This is a genomic window from Synergistaceae bacterium (assembly GCA_031272035.1).
Lineage (GTDB): Bacteria > Synergistota > Synergistia > Synergistales > Aminobacteriaceae > JAISSA01.
This window is the reverse complement of sequence record JAISUO010000120.1, coordinates 1-25,874: the sequence shown is the minus strand read 5'-3', so window position 1 is coordinate 25,874 and position 25,874 is coordinate 1. Positions and strand designations below refer to the sequence as shown.

Annotated in this window: 24 protein-coding genes and 1 rRNA gene; 7 read left to right on the top strand and 18 right to left on the bottom strand. The window is 54.1% G+C overall.

Annotation, left to right across the window (positions count from 1 at the left end; translation table 11 throughout):
• A 16S ribosomal RNA gene (locus LBR61_14060) occupies positions 1–275 on the bottom strand; the annotation flags it as partial.
• A gap of 274 nt (positions 276–549) precedes the next feature.
• Between LBR61_14060 and LBR61_14055 the strand changes: the two genes are divergently transcribed.
• The 3 genes from LBR61_14055 to zupT all read left to right on the top strand — a co-directional run bounded on the left by LBR61_14055 (position 550) and on the right by zupT (position 5,085).
• A complete protein-coding gene (locus LBR61_14055) occupies positions 550–2,805 on the top strand; it encodes a PBP1A family penicillin-binding protein (GenBank protein MDR1733206.1) in 2,256 nt (751 codons plus the stop codon).
• A gap of 107 nt (positions 2,806–2,912) precedes the next feature.
• Positions 2,913–4,196: a nickel-dependent lactate racemase gene (larA, locus tag LBR61_14050; protein ID MDR1733205.1), complete on the top strand. Its 1,284-nt coding sequence runs from the start codon at positions 2,913–2,915 to the stop codon at positions 4,194–4,196.
• Between the two features lie 52 nt (positions 4,197–4,248).
• The gene (zupT, locus tag LBR61_14045) at positions 4,249–5,085 is read left to right on the top strand and encodes a zinc transporter ZupT (GenBank protein ID MDR1733204.1); all 837 of its coding nucleotides are present in this window, start codon (positions 4,249–4,251) and stop codon (positions 5,083–5,085) included.
• Positions 5,086–5,110: 25 nt separating this feature from the next.
• On the opposite strand, the gene mutY is transcribed toward zupT, so the two are convergent.
• The 3 genes from mutY to LBR61_14030 all read right to left on the bottom strand — a co-directional run bounded on the left by mutY (position 5,111) and on the right by LBR61_14030 (position 9,849).
• Entirely contained in the window at positions 5,111–6,187 is a 1,077-nt protein-coding gene (gene mutY / locus LBR61_14040; GenBank protein ID MDR1733203.1) for an A/G-specific adenine glycosylase, read from the bottom strand.
• On the bottom strand, positions 6,187–8,748 hold the full coding sequence (locus LBR61_14035) for a hypothetical protein (GenBank protein MDR1733202.1): 2,562 nt from the start codon (positions 8,746–8,748) through the stop codon (positions 6,187–6,189). The genes mutY and LBR61_14035 overlap by 1 nt, the downstream gene beginning before the upstream one ends.
• A 174-nt stretch (positions 8,749–8,922) precedes the next feature.
• Positions 8,923–9,849 carry a cation diffusion facilitator family transporter gene (locus LBR61_14030; GenBank protein ID MDR1733201.1) on the bottom strand — a complete coding sequence of 309 codons (927 nt, stop codon included), beginning with the start codon at positions 9,847–9,849 and terminating at the stop codon, positions 8,923–8,925.
• A gap of 377 nt (positions 9,850–10,226) precedes the next feature.
• Between LBR61_14030 and LBR61_14025 the strand changes: the two genes are divergently transcribed.
• Positions 10,227–11,558: a M23 family metallopeptidase gene (locus LBR61_14025; protein MDR1733200.1), complete on the top strand. Its 1,332-nt coding sequence runs from the start codon at positions 10,227–10,229 to the stop codon at positions 11,556–11,558.
• A gap of 74 nt (positions 11,559–11,632) precedes the next feature.
• On the opposite strand, the gene dnaB is transcribed toward LBR61_14025, so the two are convergent.
• From dnaB to rpsF, 6 genes are all read right to left on the bottom strand, one after another.
• Positions 11,633–12,970 carry a replicative DNA helicase gene (dnaB, locus tag LBR61_14020; GenBank protein ID MDR1733199.1) on the bottom strand — a complete coding sequence of 446 codons (1,338 nt, stop codon included), beginning with the start codon at positions 12,968–12,970 and terminating at the stop codon, positions 11,633–11,635.
• Between the two features lies 1 nt (position 12,971).
• Positions 12,972–13,424, bottom strand: coding sequence for a 50S ribosomal protein L9 (rplI, locus tag LBR61_14015; protein ID MDR1733198.1), 453 nt, complete (start codon positions 13,422–13,424; stop codon positions 12,972–12,974).
• Between the two features lie 40 nt (positions 13,425–13,464).
• Positions 13,465–14,439: a YybS family protein gene (locus LBR61_14010; protein ID MDR1733197.1), complete on the bottom strand. Its 975-nt coding sequence runs from the start codon at positions 14,437–14,439 to the stop codon at positions 13,465–13,467.
• 89 nt (positions 14,440–14,528) lie between these two features.
• Positions 14,529–14,756 carry a 30S ribosomal protein S18 gene (rpsR, locus tag LBR61_14005; GenBank protein ID MDR1733196.1) on the bottom strand — a complete coding sequence of 76 codons (228 nt, stop codon included), beginning with the start codon at positions 14,754–14,756 and terminating at the stop codon, positions 14,529–14,531.
• Positions 14,757–14,855: 99 nt separating this feature from the next.
• Positions 14,856–15,380: a single-stranded DNA-binding protein gene (ssb, locus tag LBR61_14000; protein MDR1733195.1), complete on the bottom strand. Its 525-nt coding sequence runs from the start codon at positions 15,378–15,380 to the stop codon at positions 14,856–14,858.
• A 16-nt stretch (positions 15,381–15,396) separates the two neighbouring features.
• Positions 15,397–15,678, bottom strand: a complete 282-nt coding sequence (rpsF, locus tag LBR61_13995; GenBank protein ID MDR1733194.1) for a 30S ribosomal protein S6 — start codon at positions 15,676–15,678, stop codon at positions 15,397–15,399.
• A 375-nt stretch (positions 15,679–16,053) separates the two neighbouring features.
• Between rpsF and LBR61_13990 the strand changes: the two genes are divergently transcribed.
• Genes LBR61_13990 through LBR61_13980 form a run of 3 tightly spaced genes read left to right on the top strand, consistent with a single transcriptional unit; the run spans position 16,054 to position 18,642 of the window.
• A complete protein-coding gene (locus tag LBR61_13990; protein ID MDR1733193.1) occupies positions 16,054–16,734 on the top strand; it encodes a hypothetical protein in 681 nt (226 codons plus the stop codon).
• Entirely contained in the window at positions 16,721–17,815 is a 1,095-nt protein-coding gene (locus tag LBR61_13985) for a M20/M25/M40 family metallo-hydrolase (GenBank protein MDR1733192.1), read from the top strand. The genes LBR61_13990 and LBR61_13985 overlap by 14 nt, the downstream gene beginning before the upstream one ends.
• Positions 17,816–17,841: 26 nt before the next feature.
• Complete coding sequence (locus LBR61_13980; GenBank protein MDR1733191.1) at positions 17,842–18,642, top strand: BtpA/SgcQ family protein; 801 nt, start codon at positions 17,842–17,844, stop codon at positions 18,640–18,642.
• Positions 18,643–18,705: 63 nt separating this feature from the next.
• On the opposite strand, the gene LBR61_13975 is transcribed toward LBR61_13980, so the two are convergent.
• The 8 genes from LBR61_13975 to LBR61_13940 all read right to left on the bottom strand — a co-directional run.
• Positions 18,706–19,530 (bottom strand): sugar phosphate isomerase/epimerase, encoded by an 825-nt coding sequence (locus tag LBR61_13975; protein ID MDR1733190.1) that lies wholly within the window; start codon positions 19,528–19,530, stop codon positions 18,706–18,708.
• The gene (locus LBR61_13970; protein MDR1733189.1) at positions 19,527–20,450 is read right to left on the bottom strand and encodes a hypothetical protein; all 924 of its coding nucleotides are present in this window, start codon (positions 20,448–20,450) and stop codon (positions 19,527–19,529) included. Before LBR61_13970 ends, LBR61_13975 begins: the two co-directional genes overlap by 4 nt.
• Positions 20,447–21,271, bottom strand: coding sequence for a transketolase (locus LBR61_13965; GenBank protein ID MDR1733188.1), 825 nt, complete (start codon positions 21,269–21,271; stop codon positions 20,447–20,449). The genes LBR61_13970 and LBR61_13965 overlap by 4 nt, the downstream gene beginning before the upstream one ends.
• Before the next feature lie 108 nt (positions 21,272–21,379).
• Positions 21,380–22,462: an ABC transporter substrate-binding protein gene (locus LBR61_13960; GenBank protein ID MDR1733187.1), complete on the bottom strand. Its 1,083-nt coding sequence runs from the start codon at positions 22,460–22,462 to the stop codon at positions 21,380–21,382.
• 149 nt (positions 22,463–22,611) lie between these two features.
• The gene (locus LBR61_13955) at positions 22,612–23,376 is read right to left on the bottom strand and encodes an ABC transporter permease (protein MDR1733186.1); all 765 of its coding nucleotides are present in this window, start codon (positions 23,374–23,376) and stop codon (positions 22,612–22,614) included.
• Between the two features lie 32 nt (positions 23,377–23,408).
• A complete protein-coding gene (locus LBR61_13950) occupies positions 23,409–24,203 on the bottom strand; it encodes an ABC transporter ATP-binding protein (protein ID MDR1733185.1) in 795 nt (264 codons plus the stop codon).
• 12 nt (positions 24,204–24,215) lie between these two features.
• On the bottom strand, positions 24,216–24,992 hold the full coding sequence (locus LBR61_13945) for an ABC transporter permease (protein MDR1733184.1): 777 nt from the start codon (positions 24,990–24,992) through the stop codon (positions 24,216–24,218).
• Positions 24,985–25,874 (bottom strand): ABC transporter ATP-binding protein (locus LBR61_13940; GenBank protein MDR1733183.1); only part of this gene is annotated, 890 nt, incomplete at its 5' end. The genes LBR61_13940 and LBR61_13945, both read right to left, overlap by 8 nt.

Here is a 25,874-nt window from a genome sequence, read left to right as displayed (position 1 = left end):
TCATCGCCATGGTGGGCCGTTACCTCACCATCCAGCTGATAGGACACGAGCCCCTCCTTCATCGCATCTCTGCTTTTACCTCTCGGCTCATGGGGTATTAGCGTCCGTTTCCAAACGTTATCCCCCTTTGAAGGATAGGTTCTCATGTTGTACTCACCCGTCCGCTACTCCTCCTGTCCCTCCGTATTGCTACTTCGGAACATTCAGCGTACAACTTGCATGTGTTAAGCACGCCGCCAGCGTTCGTCCTGAGCCAGGATCAAACTCTCAGCTCATTGCTTTTGTTTTTGCCTGTTGCTTATGCACTGTATTCTGTTTTCAAGTTACATACTTTCAAGTACACACGAGCTCTTCCGATTCTTATCGTACTCTGCCGAAAAACTTCTTTCGGGAATCGTTTCATTTTTTCGCTCGGTGTTGCCCCTCACGGCAACGCAGGGTAATATATCATGGTGTTTTTCAAAAAGCAATCCCCTGGACTTAATCAAAGATTGCGACTTTTTGAAGAGACCTGTATTTGTAAAAGAGATTTTCGCGGAGGTACGTATAATGAATAAAACCCCCAAATCGGCCATGGGACGTCCTCGTAAGAAACGAAAAAGGACTTCCATACCGAAGCTGATTCTGAAGCTCTCCATTACGACGGTACTGGTGCTGATTCTGCTTTTTGTGGCCGCCGCCAGCGCCTGGGTGGCCTGGTACGTGGTCAAAATGTCGAAAGATCTGCCGACCATCGAAGAGATCATCGCCAAACAAAACAGCGAACCGACTCTCATTTACGACCGCAACGGAGAGGTCATCGCCCGGCTCTTTCTGGAAAACCGCACGTCCCTCCGCCTGGACCAGGTGTCGCCCTGGCTGATCCGCGCCATTCTGGCCGCCGAGGACTCCTCCTTCTACCAGCACGCCGGCATCAAGATCACCTCCATGGTTCGGGCTCTGTGGATGGACGTGGTGGCCCGGGGAGCGATCCAGGGGGCGAGCACGATCACTCAGCAGCTCGCCCGCAACCTCTTCCTCTCTCAGGAAAAAAGCATAACCCGCAAAGCGAAGGAAATTATCCTGGCCATGCGCATGGAAAAACTTTTCACCAAAGATAAAATTCTGGAGATGTATCTGAACACGATCAACTTCGGACGAGGAGCCTGGGGAGTGGAAACCGCGGCCCGTACCTACTTCGGATGTTCGGCGCTGGACATCGACCTCGCCCAGGCCGCCATTCTCGCGGGACTGATTCCCGCCCCCGGCCGCTATAACCCCCTGACCAACCTGGAAAACGCCAAAAATCGTCAAAACTACGTACTGAGCAGGATGGAGTCGCTAGGATGGATTGACGAGAATCAGCGGCAAAACGCCTACGCCGAAAAACTCGTTTTTAAGCACACCCCCAACCGGATCGAGGAGTTCAACCGCGCCCCCTATTTTGTCTCTCACATCCTCTTCAACGAACTCCTTCCCCGGTATGGAACGGAAAAAGTCTACAGCGGCGGCCTGCAGGTCCACACCACCCTGGACATCAGCCTGGACGAAGCCGCACAGCAGGCGGTTCTTTCTCTCAGGCAGCAGGGAGCTCTGGTCTGCCTCGCCTCTGATACGGGGGAGGTCCTGGCACTGGTTGGAGGCAAAGATTTCAAAGAAAGCAAATTCAACCGCGCCACACAGGCTTTCAGACAGCCGGGGTCGAGCTTCAAGCCCGTCGTCTACGCCGCGGCGCTGGAGAACGACATCATGCCTTTCGACCACTTCATGGATGCGGAGATAATTTTCAACAGAGGGGGCGCCAACAGGACGAGCTGGTCTCCGAAAAACTCCGACGGAAAGTACCACGGCGAGGTCACCGTGATCAAGGCTCTCTCCAGTTCTTACAACACCGTAGCCGTGCGGACGGCGGCCTACATCGGCACCCAGCCCGTGGTGGACATGGCCCGCAGCGCCGGGATCACGTCGGAGTATCTGCCCAACGACCTCTCCGTGGCTTTGGGATCCGCCAGCGTCACTCCGCTGGAAATGGCTGTGGTGTTCAACTGCTTCTCCAACGGGGGAAAGCGCATTCCCCCCATCATGATACAGAGAATCGACGATCGCGACGGTACCCTTCTGGCCTCCTGGGATCCCCAGCCGGTACAGGCCATGAAACCGGAAACCGCCTATACTCTGAGGTCCATGCTCTACGACGTGATCCGCGCCGGCACCGGCGGCCGCGCAAAACTTCCAAAAACCGAGGTTTTCGGCAAGACGGGAACCTCCAACGACTTCATCGACGCCTGGTTCATCGGCGGAGCCCCTGGCCTGACCACCGCCGTGTACACAGGCAACGATAATCACAAAACCATGGGACGCAACCAGACCGGCGGAATTGCGGCGGCTCCCGCCTGGAAACAGTTCATGGAATTTGCCGTTCAGCACATGCAAAGTCCGGAAAAATTCACCCCGCCTCCCTCGTGGGTCGAGGTGGCCCCGGTGACGATATGCCGCACAACCGGTTTCCGTGCAACCGGTCAGTGTCCCGCCGTCCCGCTGTATATTCCCGCGGGAAAGGCTCCGAAGGCCCAGTGTCCCACACATGGAGGCAGTTACAGCGCAGCCGCGGAAGATCCCAACGCGCCCAGACTTTTCCTGGTCGAGCAGGATGGAGACATCGAAAATTACGAGAACACGGAAAACTACGAACATCCGATGCAGACGCCGGCGTATCAGGAAAATACTCCCGCTCCGGAAACGCCCCCCTATCACCGCGATCCCAGCCCCGCGGAAATCATCGAAGAGCGGTATCAGCAGCTGCTGAAACAATATGGCATCGAATAGCGCACAGGGAAAATTCGTTCAAACTCGGGATTTTTAATTCCATATTTTCCGGGATATTTGGAGTACAATAAAATTCTATGTTATGCAGGGAAAAAGGAGTGTATGAAATGGGTACTTATGAACTGAAATTCGGTAAGGAAAAAGAAAAAATCGAGATCCCCGAAGAAAATCTTCTCGGAGTACTGAAAAGCAGGAACGTACCCTGCGCCGCGACAGAAGAAGAGGCTGTTCTCAAAGCTCTGGAGAACCCCATAGGAAGCCCGCGGCTCAGCGAGAAGGTAAAGCCCGGAGATAAAATTTGCATCGTGACCAGCGACCTGACGAGAGCCTGGCAGCACCCCTGGGTTTTTCTCCCTCTTTTGGTCGACGAGATCAAAAAGGGCGGCGTGAAGGACGAGGACATTTTTTTCCTCGCGGGGGTGGGGACGCACAGAGGACATACGCCGGAGGAGCACAAAATCCTTTTGGGCGAAAAACTCTACGGGCGTTATAAAATTATCGACCACGACAGCCGGAATGCCCCCATGAAGGATTTCGGCTCCACCAGCCGGGGGACGCCGGTCAAAATCAACAAAATTGCGGCAGACGCCGATCACGTGATTCTCACGGGCGGCATTGTGTATCACTTCATGTCCGGATGGGGCGGCGGCAGAAAATCGGTGCTTCCAGGCATTTCGGCCTACGAAACCGTCATGGCGAACCACGCTCTGGCTCTCAAACCCCTTCCCGACCACGGGCGCAACATGGTCTGCCGGGGGGGCAACGAAGAGGGGAATCTCATTCACCTGGACATGAATGAGGCCGCGGAAAAACTGAATCCCTCCTTTCTGCTGAACGTCATCACGAACACGGAGGCAAAAATCGGCTGGGCCGTGGCCGGACACTGGCAGAAAGCCCACGACGCCGGAAGGAGCATCGTCGACAGTTCGGACAAGATTTCGATTTCGCAGCTCTCGGATCTGACCATCGCCTCCGCCTGCGGATATCCGAAGGACATCAATTTCTATCAGTCCACAAAGGCGCTTTTCAACGCGCAGGACGCCACCCGTCCCGGCGGGGCCATTGTGATCCTCGCCTCCTGCGTGGAGGGATACGGCAACGATGAAATGCAGATGATGCTGCAAAAATTCAAAAACTCCGACGAGCGAGAGTCTGAACTGCGGCGTGAATTTACCATAGCCAAATACGTGGGTTACTGCGCCGGCTATGCCGCTGAGCACTTCGATTTTCACCTGGTAACCCATATCGATCCCAAACTTCTGGATGGGTCGGGAATCAAAATTTCAAAAACTCTGGATGAAGCTATGAAAAAAGTGTACGCCGCTCACGGGACGGCCCTGAAAACCTGGCTGATGCCCCAGGGAGCGAATACCTTACCTAAAGTTTCCTGATGGAGAATACAAAAATGCACTAATGAAACAATAAAAGATCAACAGGAGCACAATGGAAGCAATAAATCTGAATAACGTTTTACTGGCATTTGGACTGACGGTTTTCGCCGGACTTTCGACAGGTGTGGGGTCCACCCTGGCTTTTCTGGCAAAACAGACAAATACGCGTTTTCTTGCGTTGAGCATGGGTTTTTCGGCGGGAGTGATGATTTACGTTTCTTTCGACGAGATCCTCCCCACGGCACGAAATTCGCTGGTCGCGGAGTGGGGAAAAATCGCCGGATCCTGGGCGACGGCGTGCGCTTTTTTTGCCGGAATGGCAGTTATCGCCCTCATCGACAAATGGGTGCCCGAGGTGGACAATCCCCACGAAATGCACACCATTGAGGAGATGGAGATGACCTGCGACGAGCACGCCCGAAAACACCATGACATGAATAAACTGCACCGCACGGGCATTTTTACGGCCATTGCCATTGCCATCCACAATTTTCCGGAGGGCCTGGCGACTTTTACCGCCGCACTGGCAGAGCCCGCACTGGGGACCGCTATTGCCGTTGCCATCGCCATTCACAATATTCCCGAAGGCATCGCGGTCTCCGTGCCCATTTTTTACGCCACCGGCGACCGCAAAAAAGCCTTTTGGTACTCCTTTCTTTCCGGTCTGGCGGAACCCTCAGGGGCGATTGTGGGCTACCTGATTCTGCTGCCCTTTTTCTCGCCCGCTGTTTTTGGTATGCTTTTCGCAGGGGTTGGGGGCATCATGGTGTTCATTTCCTTCGATGAACTGCTGCCCTCAGCGGAAGAATACGGCGAGCATCATCTGTGTATTTACGGCCTCATTGCGGGGATGATCGTCATGGCAACATCGCTGCTGCTGTTCTTGTGAGGCTCAGTGGCAGAACTCCCCATTTTCACCAGGTATAACGCGTCGTTTCCAGAAGGGACAAACATTTGCGGCTGGGAGACGGAAGAGTCAGGGAAGCCATTTCCTCCACGGAAAACAGCCCCCACTCTTCCGTTTTGATTTTTGCCTTCAGCAGGGGAGAAATCCCCTTCAGTGAACAGACCACAAACCACGCGTTCACCTGATGGCGGGTGAAGGAAAAACGAACGGAACCTCTCTCGTCGAAGGAAAAACACTCAAATCCCTCCCCTCGCGCCCAGTCGGCAATATCTGAGCGGGAATTTTCCGTGCGACGGGCAAACCAGGGAATCTCCCACATATTGGCCCACAATCCCTTCGCCGGGCGCTTTCGAAGCAGACAGGCCCCCTTCCACAAACACAGTACCGCCCAGGCGTCTGTTTTCAGGGTTTCGGGCCGTCGCTTCGGAAGGGGGCGCAGAGCCTGAACTCCAAGCTGCCGTGCGATACAGAGTTTTTTCCAGGGACACTCGTCACATTTCGGATTTTTGGGAAGGCAAACCAGCGCGCCCAACTCCATCAGCGCCTGATTGAAGGCTCTGGCCTCTCCTTTTGGAATCAGCTCCAGAACGATTTTCGTCACCGTCTTTTTCAGGCCGGGACTGCCCGCGGGGTCCTCCAGATTGCAAAATCGGGCCGTCACCCGCTCGACATTTCCATCCACCGCCGCAACCGGACGATTTCTCCCGATACTGGCCACAGCTCCTGCGGTATAGGGGCCAAACCCCGGGTAGCTCAAAAGTTTTTCCACATCTTCCGGAGGCTCGCGGTATCCCTCTTCGACCATGGCTTTTGCGGCTTTCAGCAGGTTTCGCGCCCGGGAATAGTACCCCAGTCCCTCCCACAGCTTTACGACCTCCGCCTCATCCGCCGCGGCAAGGGCCTTCAAATCGGGAAAACGCCGCATCCATCGCTCAAAATAGGGCAGAACCGTGTCCACCTGGGTTTGTTGAAGCATAAACTCCGAAACGGTCACTTCATAGGGATCGTAATTTTTTCTCCAGGGAAGGGGCCGCGCATTTTGCGCAAACCACCGGAGCAAAAGCGCGGAAGGCTCCGAACGCATTAACCCAACTCGTCAATGCAGACCTGCATGGTTTCCATCATTGTTTCCACTTCGCCGGGAAGACCGCAGCCACACTGCAGCAGTCCTCCTCCCACACAACGGAACAGATTCACCAGCTCTGACCCCTCGCCGCTGAGGATTCCCTTACCGATGTGGTATCGCCCCGTCCGGATCAGGTCCAGAAGGATATTGCCGCAGAGCTGGAGAATGAAACAATCCGGCTGCGTTCCCGGCATCCGCTCCTGCGCCTGCAGAATTTGCAGTGCTCCCCCTTCATTGCTGAAAAATTCGGGAATTTTATTTTTCAGGGTCTCCAGAGCGTAAGAATTTCCAAAGAGGTGCTCCATCTCCATGAACATTTCCTCGGAGCGCTGGATCGCGTTTCTGACGGCCTGACGTTTACGCAACTCCAGATCCTGAGAGAGGTCGGACTGGGAAGGGGCGGATTCGGGTTCCTTCCGCGGCTGCGGCGCCGGGGGAATCTCCTCCGCAGCCATCCTCTCCGGCGGCTCTTCTGTCGCTTTCGCCACTATTTTTATTTCTTCCGCTTCTTCTATTTCTTCTATTTTTTTCGCTGAATTCAGCAATTCCATTTCCTGCGGTGATCGGGGATTTGTTTTCATGACTTCGATAATTTGCAGGGGCTGGGATTCCTGTTCTCTTGAGGTGTCAGAGGCGTTCAGAAGCGAAGCGTCTTTGGAATCCGTTTCCTCATCTTCGCATTCTTCCGGCAAATCTGACTCGTCTTCGTCGTTTTTCTCCCAGGTCAGGGTTCGATACGAAAGATACATCCCGCCTGCCAAAGCAATGACCCACATGGTGGTGATACCTGGAAGGTCAAAAAAGAAAAACAGATGCCCCAGGAAGAAGATCCCCGCTCCGGCAATGGCAGAAAAAACCGCGGCGATCACGGAAAGCTGCCCCTCCCTCAGCGGACGGCGCAGCGCGAGGAACCGCACAGCCAGGGCCCAGCAGCAGGCTCCGGCCATGAGAGCAGAACCATTGCTTAAAAGAATGGGCAGGATCTCCCCCAGACCAGGGAACGTCCGCCCCGTCGCGGAGGTCTGCGCAAAAATCAGAGAAGCCACGATGTCTCCCAGTGCCATTAGAAGAAAAGAGCAGAGATAGAGCCGCTTCAGGTCGCAGGACTCCGGAGAAAAGGAAAAAGACGGAGTGCGGGCCTCAAAGGAAGAAGATGAAAACTCCTCCCCTGTCAGATCCGAATCTGCTTCATCCCCGGTCAGGGTCGGTTCGGGCTCCTCCGCCAGGGGTTCCGGTTCCTCCCTTTGGGGAATCACGAGAATTTTTCCCTCTGTGGGGATCTCTCGGGCGACCTGCGTCTCCATATCCGCCATGGCGGGAAGAGGAAGCTCCGCCGTTTCCGTGAGATTGGAGTAATAACGACGAACGGGCATCATATTTTTGGAGGTTTCAATGGTGTTCAGCGCCTCATCAAGAAGATGATACACTTTGTCGAAGCCGGGCGGCGGCGCGGAAGGCGTCTTCGGCAGCGTGTTTCCGTCGTCCCTCCTGTCCTCCTCCATAGAGAATATTCGAGCTTCTTCGTTTTCATCCAGCTCCGTGTTTTCTATTTCTTCCGATTTATCTGTTTCAGAGGACGACGACAGAACAGGAATCCGTTTTTTACGGCGTTTGATCAGAAATCCCGCAAGAAGCATCGCCAGGGCAAGCGCCGCGCCTCCGCCGTACAGGAGCGGCATTGGCAGGGAATTTTTCATGAAGTCGAAAGACAGGACGACAGGTTCACTCTGTACCGGCGCGGCAGGAGGCGGATTTTCGGCGGAAACAGCCGGTAAATTCGCAGTTCTGTCGGGGATGTCCGCCGGAAGAGCGATCTCGGGAAGGGCGGCGCGCTCTGCGGGAAGCGCGGGAAGCATCGGCACGCCCACGTCCTGCTGAGGGGTCAGAGTCAGGGACGTCACCCAGCGATTGACAATGGTTTCAAATTCTCGCTGCCAGTATTCTTCATTGGCGGGAAGATACCGAATCAGTATGAGCACCAGTTTTTCATCATGAAAAAGCGTGACGGTCCGGTAACGCAGCCTTGAATCGGGAAGCTCCGCCTCCCAGATGACAATGGGGACGTCCTTGAGGTCCGTGGGGAGCATGCTTCTTCCCAAATACTGAACACGACCGTAACGAGCCTGCAGCAGACCTCCCACAAGAGGTTCCTCAGAGTCCGAGAGCAACTCCGGCGGGAGAATAAAGGCCTTTCCTTCACTGTCAGAGCTCCACATCGCGAAAACCTGGAGAACGGCGCCTCCTTCAGGAGAGTTTTTTTCACGTTCGGCGCACAAAACCTGCTGGACGTTCAATATCCGGGAGGACGCCGGTTCACTCTCCCGCTCCGGCGCCTCATCCCGGGAGACCAGACGCCATTCCGACGGAAGAGCGAGCAACCCCGCGCTGGCCGTGGGGATTGAAACCCATTCGACCTCCTCTGCCGCGAACGCCCCTGCCGGAACAAAGAAAACGAAAATGACCCAGGCAAGAAAAAACGCCGCTTTTACGTGAATAAAGCGTATCTCTGAAGTTTTCATATCAAAATTTTCATCTCTGGCATCTTTGCGATTTTTATAAAATTACCACATATTTTCGGCATCACAGAGCACATAAATAACTCTGTTTTAAGAAAATTATTATAAATATAATTTTCCTGTTTTTATATTTTACATGAGAGAGGCGATTTTTTCCTGTAAAACGCGATCTTTTTATCAAAATTCGCGAGGTTCCATGTGAAGCGTTATCAAAGCGCCAATACCCAGAGTTTTTTGTAATTTTTTCTCCAGCGCGCTGGTTATGTCGTGGGCTTTTTTGAGAGTCATTTCGCCATTCATGACGATATGGGCTTCAAGAGCCACATAAAAACCGATCCGGCGGGTTCTTATCTTATGGATGTCATGAATCTCCTGAAAATCCAAGGCCATCGCCCGGATTCCCTCAAGCTGCGCCGGCGCCAGAGAGGTATCCAGCACTTCTCGAATGCTGTTCCAGAAAATCGTTATGGCGGCGTAAAGAATGAAAAAACTGACGATAATGGCGGCGGCGGGATCCAAAACAGCCCAGTCCCTTCCCCCCAGGATGCTTCCCCCGATGCCCAGCAGCGCCCCAATGGAGGAAAGCGCGTCCGACCGGTGGTGCCAGGCATTGGCTTCCAGAGAAGAGCTGTTCAGCCGGCGCGCTTCCGCCCGGGTGTAGCGATAGAGAATTTCCTTGACCCCGATCGACACAAGGGCCATCGCCATAGCGATCATGCCCGGCTCCTGGAGCCGTTCTCCCCGAAAAATGTGCAAAACGTCTCCTACTCCGTCGACCAGCACTCCCAGCCCCACCGTTAAAAGGGTGAGACCGCAAAAGGCCGCCGCGAGAGTTTCGAACCGCCCGTGTCCATAGGCGTGTTCCGCGTCTGCCGGGCGGTTCGTGTAGCGCAGTCCGAGAAGAACGGCGAAGTCCGTCAGCAGATCCGAAAGAGAGTGCGTCGCGTCCGCCACCATCGCGCCGCTGTGCCCGAGAATGCCGGCCGCGTATTTCCCCACCGTCAGCAGAACGTTGACCCATAATCCCGTCAATGTCGCCGCCATCGCCCGCCGGGTTCTCCTCTCGGGATACACGGAGTTCATTTCCATGCTGCTTTCCGTCATGAAACTTCTTCACCTCTGAAAATCAAAAATACAGTGTTTCTCGAATATCCTTTCTTCTTTCATGTTACCACAGGAGGCCGGTACAAAATATGAACATATGCGCATTTTATCGAAGCTTTTTGCGGGAGTCTCTCCCCGCGTCCGGTTCGCTGCCGTCCGCAACTTTTGTTTCTTGCTGTATAGCTGGATTCATGTTAAACTCCTTCCGCGGAAGGATTTTCGCTTCCTGCCTGAAGAAAACGTGAAACCGGCTTCGGTTGGTTGTTTTTGCAGTCCTGAAGTTCGACAGGCTTTAACCGTGAGAGTATGTCGAGTTTATATTAAAAATGTAAAAATGTCAGAGTGTCATGCGTTATGAGAAAGGGAGAGATTCGACAATGCCGCGAAAGTATAATCACTTTTTATTCTTTTGTCTGGCCTGGGCGCTGGCGATGAAGGCGATCCCCCTTCCTGCCGCGAAGGCCGCCGTACCCGTCTGGGAGAGCCTGACCTGGACCGGTGATGTCGCCCAGATGCAGGATCTGGAAAAAATGTGTCGAGAGTATGGAGTGCTTTCCAGCGACGTTTTTTGGGTCAATGACTATACGCCCCAAACTCCTCCCCGCAAAGGGGACGTCGTTCTGATTCCTCACTCAAAAAGCGCCCTCATTCCAACGTGGACGGAGGTACAAAGCAGAAAAAACAGGTCTTCCGATTCTCTGGTCACCGTGAAGCTTCATGGCATCCCTCTCGATCAGCGGGAAAAGAAAGTCTCTCCCGATCTTTCTCCCGTGCCGCCATCGCCGGCTTCCCCGAGCAAAAATTTCTCTTCTGCTCCACCAACTCCACCAACTTCAGCAACTCCGTTAATTCCATCGACTCCATCGACTCCGCCAGCTTCGTCAGTTTCGACCGCGGCAGGCGCGTCCTCTCCGCCGGAGCCTTCCCCGTCGTCCGGAGCGCCTGCCGATTCCGACTCCAAAAAGAGCCGCTTCGAGTTCCCTCCGGAGGCTCCTCTCGTCACGATAAAACTTCATGGCGTGCCGTCCTTCATGAAGGATCTGGAGAGCGAATCTTCCGACAGACGACCCGTTTCCCCGGAGCTGAAAACGACGGTTCCCGTTACGGTCAGACAAACCCCTTCGCCGGAGGTCAAAGAGCCGGTGAAGAACATGCAGCTGGTGATTTCGGGAGACAGGGTGGCCGTCGTTTCATCCGACATCTCCGTCAGACCGGAACCCGCGCCCGCTTCCACGTCTCCGGCCCTGACGCTTCCTCCGCCTTCTCTCAAAGAACCGCCTCCCCTGCCCGCGGTGCCTTCTCCCACTTCCGGAAAAATGATCTGGCCGGTAAACGGCGCGGTTTCGTCCGGTTTTGGGAAACGGGGCAAGCGTCGTTTTCACGCCGGTCTGGATTTACCGATGCCCAAAGGGACTCCCATCGCGGCTGCTCTGGATGGTGTGGTGCGGGTGACTATCCCCCCGTCAACTCCTCAATTCAGCGGGTATGGCAATCTGGTGCTTCTCGACCACGGGAACGGACTGGCCACGCTCTACGCCCATTGCGACAGGATCAACGTGAAAAAGGGTCAGCGGGTCAGACAGGGCGACATTGTGGCCTACGTGGGCAGCAGCGGACGTTCGACGACCTTTCATGTCCATTTCGAAGTTCGAAAAAACGGCCGCCCCGTGAATCCTGTCCCTCTGCTGCCCGCCCGGGACAAAACATAAAGAGAATAATTATGCCCGGGCAAATCCCGCGGGATCTGTCCGGGCCGAGGCCGCTTCTGCGCGGACCCCGCAGGCTACATTGAGGCTGCGTTGAGGAAACGGGTGATTTCCCTCCTGAAAATCAGCCGAACCTCGTTGGTGGGGCCGTTGCGGTTTTTCGCGAGGATGAGGTACGCCTCGCTGTCCATTTCGGGGTTCACCGCGCCTTCATAATAATCCGGACGGTAGAGCAGCATGACGGTATCCGCGTCCTGTTCGATGGCTCCGGAGTCCCGCAGGTCGGAGAGCATGGGCTTTTTATCCGTGCGCTGTTCTACAGCCCGGGAAAGCTGAGAGAGCGCGATAATCGGACACTCGAGCTCCCTGGCTACACCCTTCAGCATACGAGAAATTTCCGATACCTCCTGCTGCCGGCTCTCGGTGGAGCGACCGCCAAAACTCATGAGCTGCAGGTAGTCCACGACGATCAGCCCCAGGTTGGGGTAACGCGCCTTGAAACGGCGGCAGCGGGCACGAAAATCCATGGTGGTCAGCATGGAACTGTCGTCGATGAAGATCGGGGCCTTCGTCAGACGCCCCGCGGCCTCCATCAGCTGGTTCCACTCGTTCTTGCCCATCATGCCCGTCCGCATGGCGTGAATGTTGATTTCCGCCTCCGAGCCCAGCATTCTCTGAACCAACTGCTCTCCCGACATTTCGAGGCTGAAGATCAAAACGATGTCTCCTCCCTTCCCGCCCCCGAACTGGGCGATGTTCAGGGCAAAGGCCGTCTTGCCCATGGAAGGACGCGCCGCAATGATATTCAGGCTGCCCGGCTGAAATCCTCCCGTCAAAACGTCCAGGTCCACGAAGCTTGAGTCGAAACCGCTGACTTTCGACCCGGTCCGCTGGTACTGCTCCTGAATTTTGGCGAAGGTCCCCCCGAGAATCTCGCGAACCGCCCGAAACTCCACCTGATTGTTGTTCTGCGCGATTTCGAAAACCGCCCGCTCCGCCTCGTCCAGTGCCATAGCATTTTCGATCTCCGTGTCGTATCCCAGGCGCACGATTCGATTTCCCGCCTCGATCAGACGCCGGCGAATCGACTTTTCCCGCACGATGTTCGCGTGATACTCCACATTGGCTGTGGTGGGGACCTCCGAGATCAGCGCGGAAAAAAAGGACTGTCCTCCCAGTTTTTCGAAGATTCCCCGTCGGGAAAGCTCCTCTCCCAGGGTGATTATCTCCACAGGATGCCCCTCGCCGAACATCTGAATCATGGCTTCGAACGCCGCCTGATGGTTCAGATCGTAAAAATCTTCCGGCCTCAAAGCCTCGGCTGCGGCGTTGAGGGCTTCCTGTTCCAGCAGACAGGCCCCCAAAACCGCGCGTTCTGCGGCAATGTTCTGAGGAGGAACGCGGTCGTAGATCATATCAGGAGTTTCGTATTTCCACAGAAAGGGTCATATCAGCCTGCACCCCGGCGTAGAGCTTCACGGAGAAGGCGTGGTTTCCCGGCTGTCGAACGGTATCGGCAAGTTTGATGTCTCTTTTGTCCACCCGGATGCCGAACTGAGCCTCAAGGGCCTCGGCAACCTGGGACGCGGTGACGCTTCCGAAGAGCCTGCCATTTTCGCCGGCGCTGGCTTCCACGCGGACCACCCGACCCTGCAGTTTCTTTTTATCTTCCTCGGAGGCCAGTTTTTCCTTCGTCTCTCTGGTTTTACGGCTCTCCGCACGAGCTTTCAGATCCGCGATTTTTCCCGGAGTGGCTTCCTCGGCCAAACCCCGCGGGAAGAGGAAATTTCGGGCGTATCCGTCGCTGACCTCCACAAGGGCTCCCGCCGCGCCAATTTTACTGACCTCTTTTTTTAAAATAACCTGCACCTGCAATCCTCTCCTCTTTGATATATGGCAAAATCTTTATTTATCGCCCTTTTCCGCTGCGTTCCCGAAGGGTCCTGAAGTCGAAGCAGATGTCCCCGATACCGAGGCCGATCACCCACAGCCCCAGAATTGGAAGCGTCAGAAGCGCGATGATGAATACCCGCAGCAGGAAATTGACTTTTCGCCTCAGAAGCCACCACCAGATCAGAGAGAGCCCCTGCAGGAAAAAGAAGACGTTGACCAGAAACTTCAGGTTGACTTCCAGCATGGTCGTCACGGACCAGCCTTCCGATTCCGTCAGCAGAGGCAGGAGAAAAGCCACCAGCAGAGCCCAGAGAATGCTTTTGGGAAAACGCCACATTCCAAAGGGGGGCGAAGGGGGGAAAACGACGCTGCGCCCGCGCTGAATCGCCTCGCAGAGCCGGTAATTGAGGTAGGAATCCAGCATTGACCAGGTGACGATCAGAGACGGCACCATATAAGGAGCCAGAGCGAGAATCTGTTCCATGGATTCCTTCAGAGCCGTCGCGCTTTGAACGTCCTGAGCCAGCAGCCCCAGATACATCTGCATGAAAACGCTCCGCAGGGCATCCGGCTTCATGATAAAGGGATTGTATCCCAGCAGAATCACATCCGCCGTCATATAAAGGACTTTGGACGCCACGGAAACCGTGGAGCAGAGAAACAGCGCGTCGCTCCCCTTCTCCAGATGCCCCGGAGGAAAGGCAAGCCCCACGCACAGAAGTCCTTCCATCAACAGGAAATAAAGTGCAATCATCGGCTCCAGAGCCAGAAGAAACATGCCCATGAGGAGAAGTCCCAGGGCCATCCATGTCTTATTTTCCCGAACCCCCAGAAGGGCCAGGGGCGTGGGGGAGAATAAAAATCCGACGGTTCCCAGCACAGGGACAAAAAAACCGGAGCAGAACAACAAACCCGACGTCAGCGATAAAGCCAGACATCTGGCGAGGGAACTCCCTCTGAACGTTTTCAGCGGCTTATTCGGTCCCTCCATGCTTTCTCACCTGCCTGCCTTCCTGAGAAAAAGGGGAGACGCCCATGGGCTTCTCCCCCGTTTACAGCCTGTCCGCACTTCGTCTCGCATCAATCCAGCGAGTAAGGAAGCAACGCCATATATCGGGCTCTCTTAATCGCTTCCGTCAAAAGCCGCTGATGTTTGGCGCAGTTTCCCGTCACGCGCCGGGGGATGATTTTTCCTCGTTCACTCACGTACTTGCGCAGCTTTTCCGCGTCTTTATAATCTACTTTTTCCTGCTTCTCCACACAATAATAGCAAAACTTCGGACGACGACGGGGGCCGCCTCTGCGCATGCCTCCGCGCGGAGCTCCTCCGGTACCGCCGCCTCCAGCAGGTCTGCCTTCGCCGTTCATTTTTCCAGCCTCCTTGAAAGCCGATTCTAAAAAATTGCGCTAGAAAGGAATTTCCGCGTCAGATTCATCGTCCCCGCTGCCGCTTCCCAGTTCGGACACATCCATGGGGAATTCCCCCGCGCCAAATCCCTTTTCCCGTATGCTTTTGCCAAAATCAGCGTCGTCTCCGAAGGAAGGATAACCCCCTCCGTCTCCGGGAGCACTCCCGGATTCGGCTTCGGATTCGCGCCGGGAACCAATGAACATCACTTCCGCAGCCTCGACGTCCGTGGAGTATTTCTTGCCGCTTCCATCTCTGGCCTCGTAGCTGCGCACCTTGATTTTCCCTTCCACACAAACCGCGCTTCCCTTTTTCAGGTATCGTCCGCAGCGGTCTCCCAGGGGGCCCCAGGCTACGATGGGAATGAAATCCACGCCTTCCTGAAACTCTCCGTTTTTGTTCTTCCAGCTGTAATTGACAGCCAGGGTAAAACGAGCCCAAGCCCTTTTGTCCACCGTATAGCGAACCTCCGGGTCACGGGCCAGGTTGCCAATCAGGATAACTTTATTGAATCCTCTGGCCAATTGAGTCTCCTCTCCGTCATTCATCCAACAAAATGATCATATGGCGATAGATGTTGGCACGCAGGCCGAGCACACGTTTCAGCTCGAAAGTCTGCGCTGGTTCCAGATCGAAATTGAAGAGCACGTAAATGCCCTCGTTTTTCTTCCGGATGGGATAGGCCAGACGCCTTTTCCCCCAAACATCGGTCCTGGTGACTGAGCCGCCCAGGTTACGCACGACTTCTTCGATCTTTTCGACTTCGTCCTTCGGTTCTTCGAGATCCGCTTCCAGAAGGACCATCATTTCATAATGTCGCACGTCTTACACCTCCTCCCTGTGGTCTTATGGCCTCTCCTCTCTGAAGAGGCAGGGCAGAAACAAAAAAAGATTATATACGAACATTCTACTTCTCACAAGAAGAAAAACATCACAAAAATAAAACTCAGCAAAAAAAACGACCGACGATCTCTGAAAATTAATTATAATACACCCTGCTTTTTCAGAGCAGCCAATCAGCGCTTCTTTTGATTCTCAGCATGTCAGACATTTTCGCTTCTTCTCCGATGATCATCAATATAGAACAAATTCGTTGATTGAGATTGACTAATACAATTTTTAAAGATACACTTTTGCAAAAGTTGAATGAAGATGTTGTATTGTCGGCGTTCAGCACCGCAAAGGAGGATGTTCGCTATGAGGTTGGTACCCTCCATAGCCTCGGCGAACCAGCTCAAACTGGGAGAAGAAATCGCCGCTTTGGGAAATTGGCCTTTTTTGCACCTCGACATTGAGGACGGCAATTTCACACCCAACATCACCTTCGGAATGAAAACTGCCGCTGCGATTTGCGAGACAGCGGGACATATGGCCATGGACGTGCATTTTATGGTGACAGATCCCTGCTTCTGGCTGGAACGGGTCGCCCCGCTCAGGGTCAGGAGGGTTTACGCGCACATCGAAGCGCTTCCCTATCCGTTGTTGTTTTTGAACCGGGCGCATGACCTGGGAATGGAGACGGGCCTCGCTCTGAACGTAAAAACTCCGGAGGATTTTACGCGTCCTTTTTGGCCGCTTTGCGATGCCCTGCTCGTCATGACAGCGGAACCGGACGCCGCGGGAGAAAAACTGTACGCGCCGGCTTTGGAAAAAGCGAAGTTCATAGCTTCCCAGGTTCCGCCCGGTCTTGAGGTTTTCGCCGACGGCGCACTCGACCTCCGGGCTTTGCGCGAACTTTTCAGGGCGGGACTCACAGGCGCGGTGCTGGGCAGGGCCGTTTTCAGCGCGCAGGATCCCCGGAACAGGCTTCTGGAGCTGCAGGAAGCTGTGATACAGAGCGCAACGAAAGGAGAAAAAAACATTGATGAACCTCAGTGAAATCCTGAGAAATTTGTGTCTGGCTCCGGCGCCGTCCGGCTATGAACGGGAGGCGGCCCGGGTTTATCGGGATGCCGTCGCCGCTTTTGTCGACAGCGTGGAGGTAGATCGCGCGGGCAACACCATCGCCACAATACAGGGGACCGATCCGAAAGCGCCGTCCGTAATGGTTTTCGCGCACCTGGATCAACTGGGATTCATCGTGCGCAGAATCGAGCCGGACGGTTTTCTGCAGATTGACCGTCTCGGAGGGATCCCGGAAAAGGTTCTTCCCGCTTTGGAATTGCTGATCCGAACGAGGAGCGGTGAGTTTGTCCCCGGGGTGATAGGAATCAAATCGCACCACGCGACCGCCGCGGAGGAAAAATACAAGGTGGATCCGGTCACCTCTCTGTTCGTCGACGTGGGATGCGCGAGCGCGGATCAGGTTCGCGAACTGGGGATTGAAATTGGGGCTCCCGCGATTTACAAATCCCGCTTTCAGCCCCTGCCGAACGGTAAGGTCAGCGCAACCGCCATAGACGACCGCGGCGGCGTCGCGGCCCTGGCGCTGGCGGCAAGTCTGCTCCGCCAAAACAGACCAGCCGCCAGAGTCAGCCTTGTGGGCTCCGTCTGGGAGGAGTTCAACATCCGTGGGGCCGTGCACGCGGCGCGCGCTTTACAACCGGACATCGCCATATGCGTGGACGTGATCCTGGCCGGCGACACTCCGGACCTGAAAAATCGTTATAACAACGCCCTGGGAGCGGGCCCCAGCGTCAACCTGTACTCTTTCCACGGACGTGGTACGCTCAACGGAACTATTCCTCACGAAGGGCTGGTTCGCCTTATGGAGCGGGCGGCTGGAGAGAACTCGATTCCACTGCAGCGTTTCGCCTCTTTAGGCATTCTTACTGATTCCGCTTATGTTCAGATGGAAGGAAAAGGAATTGCCTGCGTGGATCTGGGGTTCCCGGTTCGTTATACCCATACTCCGGCGGAGCTCTGCGCGACGTCGGATATTGAGAACCTTGCGAAGCTGATCGCGGCAGGAGTTGGTATGATCGACTCCGGGTTTGACTGCCGCCGCTATACGCTGTGACAAATTTGACGAGGAGACGAATGTCCATGTGGCTCAAAGATTTATTTGGCGTTGAAAAACCGATTATCGCAATGTGTCACTTGCAGCCGATGCCCGGAGACCCTTATTACGACAAGGCTTCCGGGATGAAAAAAGTGCTGGAAAGCGCGCGTCGTGATCTTCACGCGCTGCAGGAGGGCGGCGTTGACGGGGTGATGTTTTCCAATGAATTCAGCATGCCGTACCTCACCAAAGTACGCCCGGAAACTGTGGCGAGCATGGCGCGCGTCATCGGGGAACTGATGAGCGACATTGAGTTGCCCTTCGGAGTGAACTGCCTGTGGGACCCCATCGCATCGTTAGATCTGGCCGTCGCCACCGGCGCTTTGTTCATCCGCGAGATCATGTCCGGCGTTTACGCGTCGGATTTCGGCTTATGGAACACCGACGCAGGCGTCACCGTCCGCCACCAAATGGAGATCGGCGCGGAAAAAGTGAAACTGCTTTACAACATCGTCCCTGAGGCGGCAGCTTATCTTGGACGACGGACACCTCAGGAAATAGCGAAGACAACCGTGTTCAATCACCGCCCGGACGCCTTGTGCGTTTCGGGGTTGACGGCGGGCTCCGCCACGGACACTCAAATTTTGAAGATCGTCAAAGACGCCGCTCCGAATACTCCTGTTTTTTGCAACACGGGCTGCAATAAGGACAACATTTCCACGCAGCTTGCCGTGGCCGACGGAGCTATCGTCGCTACAACTTTCAAAGAAAACGGAGTATTCGAAAATCCCGTGGATTCCAAAAGAGTGAAGGAATTTATGGACGTCGTCAAAAAGTTGAGATAAAGATAAGGAAGATCTGATTGGCGCCGGTGTCCCGAAGGGGGTTTTTCCCTTCGGGACCGTAAATCAACTCTCCAACAGGGGCCTCAGGTATTCTATGCTCTTTTCCAAAGCGGTATCCTGGTCCGGCCGCTGAAACACTTCTACGCTATAATATCCATCGTATCCGGTTTGACGCAGGGCGGCGATAAACGAGGCGAAGTCCAGCTTACAATTGCCCGGATAAAGTCGGTTGCTGTCCACCAGGTGAACGTAAGTCACAAGTCCTGCCGCGTCAAACACGCTTTGCAACATATCTTTATCGTCGATATACATATGGTTGGAGTCCAGCATAAGCTTCAGCGCAGGCAGGGCGATTTCACGCACCAGGGAAATTCCTTCGCCGGTGGTGTTGATGAAATTAATCGCAATCGAATTGACAGGTTCCAGCGCCACTATGACACTCCGTTCTCCGGCATAGGCCGCAATTTCACGAAGACCGTCCACGGATCGCTGACGGCACAGCTCCTTTGAGGCTCCGTAAACGTATTCACCTCGAAGTCTGCCGATGTTGATTTGTGCTCCCAGCGCCTGCGCCAGGTCCACGGCACTTTTCGCGTAAGAGATGGCGGAGTTGCGAATATTGTCGTCCAGAGCGCTGAAAGACAGATGCTCCTGTCCGTAGATCTCTCCGGTACACACCATTGGAATATCCAGCTCGTATTGCTTCGATAAGGAAAAGATTCGATCAGCATCCACCTGGGCGGGGTTTGCCACCATGAGCTCCGCGCCGGTATAGCCGCACTCTCTGAGCCGTCGGAACGCAGCGTCGATGTCTCCCTGATAGGCCGTAACCCCTGGCGCAGGCAGAACATCGGGTGTGGCGACCTGATAACACAGTTTCATTTTCATTTCAACAATTCCCTTACAGCTTCCGCAATGGCTTCCGGCGTCAGGCCAAACAACTTATAAAGCTCCAGGGGAATGCCAGAACGCCCGAAGGTATCCTCAAGCCCCACCCGAGTCAGCTTAGCGGGAGCATACTGAGTGAGTATCTCCGCGACGGCGCCGCCCAGCCCGCCGATTGTCACGTGATCCTCCACTGTAACGAGGCCTTGCGTCTCGTGAGCCGCTCTGACGATGGCTTCCCTGTCGATGGGTTTGACAGAGTACATATCCAGCACCCTGGCATGTATGCCTTCTTTTTCCAGAAGATCGGCCGCTTCTATTACTCTGGACAGCATGTTGCCGCAGGAAAGGATAGCCGCCTCGGCGCCGGAACGAAGTTCTTTACTGCCGCCCAGGGGAAAGAGCTCTTCTTCTCCGTAAAATTCAGGAGCGGGGTCTTTACCCAGGCGGATGTAAAAGGGACCATGTTTTTCCGCAGCCAGCCGGGTCAGCTTACGGGTGGCGTTGGGAGTAGACGGCGTCAACACCCGCATGCCGGGCAGAGCGCGCATGATGGCAATGTCCTCGACGGCCTGATGGGTGCCGCCGTCGCCGCCAGTCTCGAGTCCGGCGTGGGTTCCTGTAACCTTGACGTTCAGGTTGGAGTAACAGACAGAATTACGCACCTGCTCTACCGCACGCATACTGGTGAATACGGCAAAGGTGGCCAGGAAGGGACACAGACCGCAGGCGGCAAGGCCCGCGGCAATTCCAACCATGTTTTGCTCCGCGATGCCACATTGAATATACCGGTCCGGAAATACCTTCAAAAAAGGCAGCACACCGGTGGATTTACCGGCATCAGCGTCCAAAACCACGATATCTTCCCGTTCTTTTGCCAATTCTATCAGGGTTTCCCCGTAGGCGATCCTGTTGGCGATCATAGTGTGCCACCTCCAAGCTCGAGCGTGACCTGTTTCATCTGTTCTTCGGTAGGGCAACCGCCGTGCCACGCCGCGGTTCCTTCCATGAAAGAGACTCCCCTGCCTTTGATTGTTTCAGCCGCAATAAAGGTGGGAGTGCCTTCCGGCTGGTCGGGAACGTCATCGAAAACCTTCATAAGCGCAGGAATGTCATGCCCGTTAACGGACGTCGTATTCCAGCCGAAGCTTTTAAATTTTTCCTCGGGATCCCCGATGCTCATAACATGGCGGGTATCGTCGCAAAGCTGGATGTGGTTGTTGTCCAGTATTGCCACGAGGTTACCCAGCCTGTAATGAGACGCGGCCATAGCGGCTTCCCAGATCTGTCCCTCCTGAAGCTCACCGTCGCCCAGCAGCACGTAAGTTTTATACCTCTGCTTCCTGATCCTGCCTGCAAGGGCCATGCCAACGCCCACTGAAAGGTTCTGTCCAAGGGACCCCGAGGAAAAATCAGCCCCGGGAACCTTCAGGTTCGGCGTGGCCTGCAGCATACCGTCATGAAGGCGCAACCGTTTCATGTGCGAGATATCGAAGAATCCCCGGTGGGCGAGAGCGGCAAAAAGAGCGGGAGCGGCGTGTCCCTTGCCGAGCAAAAATCGGTCACGATCCGCCCAGGCTGGATTTTTCGGGTCGATACGCAGCTTGTAAAAATACAGCGCCGTAAGGATATCCACAGCCGACAGGCATCCTCCAGGGTGGCCGGAGCCTGCCAGATAGATGGCTTTAAGGGTATCACAACGGATAAGACGGGCAATTTTTTCCATTTCTTCAACCGTATACAATCACGTCTCTCCTTTTTGGGGAAAATAGAGGTCGTCCCCGCGTTTTGCCGCCGGGACGACTCTCTTTGTCCTCCCAACTGCCTGTGAAACCTGGTGGGCAGGGTAGAGCTAATAAGCGCTATAAGCTTCAGCAGCAGCCTTGATCGGGGCGCGGTCAAATTTGTTGATACCCTCGATAAACTGATTGGTGAAGCATTTCTCCGTAGGGATGGGCGCCTTGACAATTCCCATCTTCACGTAGTCCGCCATGACCAGTTCCCAGGAACTCTTGTTGTGCATGCCGATGGTCTTGCCCTCCAGGACGTTTTTACCCCCCAGCATGGGAACCAGTGCGGTTTCCATGATTTTCGTGGCCGCGTCGAGGTTGATCTTGATGGAGGTCCATTCTTTGAGCGTGATGTCCGCAGCCGCTTTCGGGTTGCAGTAAATGTAATAGGAGGCCTTGGCCAGGGCTCTGTAGAAGCGTTCGATCAGGTCCGGATATTCCTTCACGAGGGCGATCTTCGCAATCATGGAGTTGGAGCAGCTTTTGTAGACCGTTTCACCGCTGACAAACGCAATGGGCATACCTTCCGCCTGCCATTGCTGCCACTCTCCGTCCCACGTCCAGCAGGCATCGACGCTGCGTTCGGTGAGCATCTGCACCCGGGCGTCTCCCACCGGTATGACCTCGACGCCTTTGGGATCCACTCCGCCAGCTTCCAGAATGGGAATGATCTGGTTGATGGTTGTCGGGGTCATGGAAGCGATCTTTTTACCCGCCAGGTCGGCTACAGTTTTAATTTCACCATCATTGCGCACGGCAAAGCCAAAAATGTCAATGGGGAAGAGCTGGTAAACGGATAGGACATCCATTCCGCCTTCAATGGCGGCTGCGGTGAGGTGAGGGCCGGGTGTGGAAAATTCGGTTTGTCCGGCGGCAACCATCTTTGTAGCCGATGAGCTGTAGGATTGCTCCATTACGATGTCGATGCCTTCTTCGTCAAAGTAGCCCAGCATTTTGGCCACGATCAGCGGAGACCAGGTCATGCTGGCGACGGCAGCCGTAAAACCTACCCGCACAATTTCGTTTTTGCGAACGGTTTTGCCCGGATCCTGGGACGCAGCAAAAGCTGAAGATGCAGGAACCCACTCGGCGAAGAGGGAAAGTGAAACCATCAGTACCACCAAAATTCCAATCGATCTCTTCATACAACACCCTCCTTTTGATTTATGTCCTGTTTGACAACCACCCACACGGCAGTTTGGAGTCTATAGCGGATTGCGTAATCTGTACTAAAAAAGACGCTTAACACTGGTAAGTGACGCACAAAAATTTATACAAAAAAGAGCCAACGGCTCTAATATTTCCAATAAATAACAAAATGTTCGATCACAGCGATGAGGCAGTAAAACAAAACCGCCACCAGAATCATCACATACACATTTGCAAAAGCGATGTCCATCATTATGAATTCCGTATTATAGGAAATCTGAGGTCCGACTCCGGTGTTACCGCTGATCAGCTCCGCGCCGATGGCGGAAGTGGTGGCGAAGATGGTGCCTAGACGCATGCCGGTAAAAACATTGGGCAGCGCGGAAGGAATCAGCACTCGAAAAAAAGTCTGGAGTTTGCTTGCGTGAAGCGACTTCATCAGCTCGTACCGTTCCAGGGAGACATTGCGTATGCCCGTCATGGTGCTCATCATATTGATAGGAAACGCGGACAGGGCAACCGCGAGGAGTTTTACCTGGATGCCGAAGCCCATCCAGAGCATCAAAAGAGGTACCATAATCATTTGAGGCGTGACGATCAGAAAGACCACGTAAGGACTGATGGCTTTGTCAAGAAAACGATTGCTGGTAAAAACAAGAGCCAGCAGTATCCCCACAAACACACCGATCAGATAGCCGAACACGATTTCCTGGAGGGTGATCTGCAGGTTCGACCAAATTGCGGGAAAATGCCTCAGCAGCGCCAAAAATGTGGCTGAAGGCGGTGCAACAAGCCATGCGGGAACTTTAAATACCCTGATGGCCCACTCCATTCCGCCGAACAGGAGAAAAAACAGCAGAAACGGCGAACAGTTGATGAGGAAATCTTTCACTCGATCGGTTTTGCACACAGTAACAACCACCCTTTTACGCAACAATACTTTTACACAATCTGTGAAAGCTCAATTTCTCCGATCAGCGCTGTAATTTTTTTTTCATATTCTATAAACTTTGGTTCCACGATGACTTCCAGGGACCGCGGATAAGGAATATCAATGAGAATTTCCGCGATGACTCTGCCAGGCTGTGTCGCCATGACATAAACCTTCGATGACATAAGCACGGCTTCGCGTACATTGTGGGTAATGAACACAATGGTCTGTCCAAGTTCCTTCCAAAGGGCGAGGGTTTCAAGGTCAAGCTGCTCACGCAGCATGTCGTCAAGAGCGCCAAAAGGTTCGTCCATCAGAAGAATTTCAGGCTGAAACACCATTCCCCGCAACACACCCACGCGCTGGGTCATGCCTCCGGACAACGACGAAGGATAAGAGTTTGCACAAGCGGTCAACAAGCCTTTTTCCAGCAATCGGTCCACGTATTCATCCCATTTGGGGCCTTTCAAGCGTAAAATGGTGAGAGGAAAGGCGATATTTTGCCGCACGGTCAGCCAAGGCAAAAGGTTGGGCCGCTGAAATATGAATCCCATCTTGCGGATCACCTCCGCCGGAACTTTTTCGCCGTAAGAATATCCGTCTACCACAATTTCCCCCGAAGTGGGCTTTATAATGTCGTTTATGATGCGTATGATAGTAGATTTGCCGCAGCCGCTTGGCCCGACAATCGAGACGATTTCTTTTTCCGGTATGGATAAATTGATGTCGTGAAGCGCGTGTATAGTCTGCCGCTTACTGCGGAACTCTTTCTCCACATGCCTGAGGACAATTTTCTCAGTGCCCAAAACTTTCACCTCCTATCTTTCCCAGGTGACGATAAGCTTTTGCAATATCTCGACAATCATAAACATGAGCCGTCCGGTCAGTCCCACTGTGAAAATGCATCCGAAAGCGATAGCTGTTTTGAGCATACTGCTGAAATACTGTACCGAAAAGCCCATGCCGATTTTACCGGCGATGAACTCGATGCCGATGGCGTTAAGAATGGAAAAAGTACAGCCCAGCCTCAGCCCCTGGAACACTTCAGGAAGAGCATTGGGGAAAATTACCTTCAAAAAGGTTTGAAGTCGGGTCGCTCCGTACCCGGCAGCGAGGTCAAGTTTGGATTGGCTGATATTGCGGAAGCCCGACAGAGTGTTTAACGCGATAATGGCCGTCACCTGCACAAAGGACAGGATAGCGCGGTATTTTACATCATAACCGGCCCACACCATAAAAATGGGAACAACCACCATCATGGGCAAAGTGACCAGCAAAACAATATAAGGAACCAGAGCCTTTATCAGAAACCGAGACTGAGACATCACCGAGGCGAGAATGATGCCCGCAGGCACGCCGCTCAGATATCCGACACTCATCGTGCGCACGGTAACAAGCCAGCCTGGCAGTATATCCGACGAAAAGTACCGTGTTGTTTCTCGAATGATGTCGGATGGAGGCGGCAAAACCACCTTTGAGACATGAAATGTACGCACAATACATTCCCATCCCACAAGCAGAAAAACCAGAGTGAGCAGAGGAGGATACAGGTTTTCGACATATCGGCGGAGCTTTGTCTTTTTATCCTCAGTCATTACAGGGCGCCTCGCTTACGGAGAAATGAGCGGCCCGCGCGTCCAGTGCATATTGCCGCTTGACGATTTCGATCATTTGTCTGCGCAGACCGATAAAGGTTTCGTTGTCCTCGATGCCTTCTTTACGTTCTTCAAAAGGGATGCCGACCTCTACCACTTCCTCGACGGTCCCAGGAGCCATACGTATCACGTATATACGGGTGGCGAACAGCAACGCCTCGTCCACGCTGTTGGTGGCGATTACAATAGTTTTACGGGCATGTTGGAAAATTTTCAGAAAATCAAACCGAAGCTTTTTGCGTGTGATAGCGTCCAGGGCTCCGAAAGGCTGATCCATCAGGAGCAGGTCGGGATTGTAAACCAGCGACCGGGCAATGCCCACACGCTGCATCATTCCGCCTGAAAGCTCCTGAGGCAAGGCGTCACGGTACTTTGTCAAGCCTACAATCTCCAGAGCTTCATGGATTCGGTCCTCATACTCCTTTTCTTTTTGTATGCCGAAAATTTCCAAAGGGAAACGCAGGTTTCGCTCTACCGAGCGCCAGGGCAGCAGATTGCTGTCCTGGTAGATAAAACCTATACGGCGCTTCAATTTTTGGGGGACAGAAGCCGTGCAGTTTTGTCCAAACAACAAAAGCTGCCCTTCCGTTGCAGTTTCAATTCCGGCAATGATCTTCAAGAGCGTGGATTTCCCACATCCACTGGGCCCCATGAGGCAGGCAATTTCGTTGGTGTTCACCGTGATGGAAATATCCCGCAGGGCCTGAACAGGCGTTTTTTTCGAATGAAAGGTTTTGCTGAGCTTTGCAGTGACTATCAGGGCGCTACTCAAACAATCACCTCCCCTCACATTAGAGCCGCTGGCTCTTTTCTGTATAAATT

What these genes read in the sequence shown, in the direction of transcription:
- LBR61_14055 (MDR1733206.1), top strand. Translation starts at nt 550, where the DNA reads ATGAATAAAACCCCCAAATCGGCCATGGGACGTCCTCGTAAGAAACGA.
- larA (MDR1733205.1), top strand. Translation starts at nt 2,913, where the DNA reads ATGGGTACTTATGAACTGAAATTCGGTAAGGAAAAAGAAAAAATCGAG.
- zupT (MDR1733204.1), top strand. Translation starts at nt 4,249, where the DNA reads ATGGAAGCAATAAATCTGAATAACGTTTTACTGGCATTTGGACTGACG.
- mutY (MDR1733203.1), bottom strand. Translation starts at nt 6,187, where the DNA reads ATGCGTTCGGAGCCTTCCGCGCTTTTGCTCCGGTGGTTTGCGCAAAAT.
- LBR61_14035 (MDR1733202.1), bottom strand. Translation starts at nt 8,748, where the DNA reads ATGAAAACTTCAGAGATACGCTTTATTCACGTAAAAGCGGCGTTTTTT.
- LBR61_14030 (MDR1733201.1), bottom strand. Translation starts at nt 9,849, where the DNA reads ATGACGGAAAGCAGCATGGAAATGAACTCCGTGTATCCCGAGAGGAGA.
- LBR61_14025 (MDR1733200.1), top strand. Translation starts at nt 10,227, where the DNA reads ATGCCGCGAAAGTATAATCACTTTTTATTCTTTTGTCTGGCCTGGGCG.
- dnaB (MDR1733199.1), bottom strand. Translation starts at nt 12,970, where the DNA reads ATGATCTACGACCGCGTTCCTCCTCAGAACATTGCCGCAGAACGCGCG.
- LBR61_14010 (MDR1733197.1), bottom strand. Translation starts at nt 14,439, where the DNA reads ATGGAGGGACCGAATAAGCCGCTGAAAACGTTCAGAGGGAGTTCCCTC.
- rpsR (MDR1733196.1), bottom strand. Translation starts at nt 14,756, where the DNA reads ATGCGCAGAGGCGGCCCCCGTCGTCGTCCGAAGTTTTGCTATTATTGT.
- LBR61_13990 (MDR1733193.1), top strand. Translation starts at nt 16,054, where the DNA reads ATGAGGTTGGTACCCTCCATAGCCTCGGCGAACCAGCTCAAACTGGGA.
- LBR61_13985 (MDR1733192.1), top strand. Translation starts at nt 16,721, where the DNA reads ATGAACCTCAGTGAAATCCTGAGAAATTTGTGTCTGGCTCCGGCGCCG.
- LBR61_13980 (MDR1733191.1), top strand. Translation starts at nt 17,842, where the DNA reads ATGTGGCTCAAAGATTTATTTGGCGTTGAAAAACCGATTATCGCAATG.
- LBR61_13975 (MDR1733190.1), bottom strand. Translation starts at nt 19,530, where the DNA reads ATGAAAATGAAACTGTGTTATCAGGTCGCCACACCCGATGTTCTGCCT.
- LBR61_13970 (MDR1733189.1), bottom strand. Translation starts at nt 20,450, where the DNA reads ATGATCGCCAACAGGATCGCCTACGGGGAAACCCTGATAGAATTGGCA.
- LBR61_13960 (MDR1733187.1), bottom strand. Translation starts at nt 22,462, where the DNA reads ATGAAGAGATCGATTGGAATTTTGGTGGTACTGATGGTTTCACTTTCC.
- LBR61_13945 (MDR1733184.1), bottom strand. Translation starts at nt 24,992, where the DNA reads ATGACTGAGGATAAAAAGACAAAGCTCCGCCGATATGTCGAAAACCTG.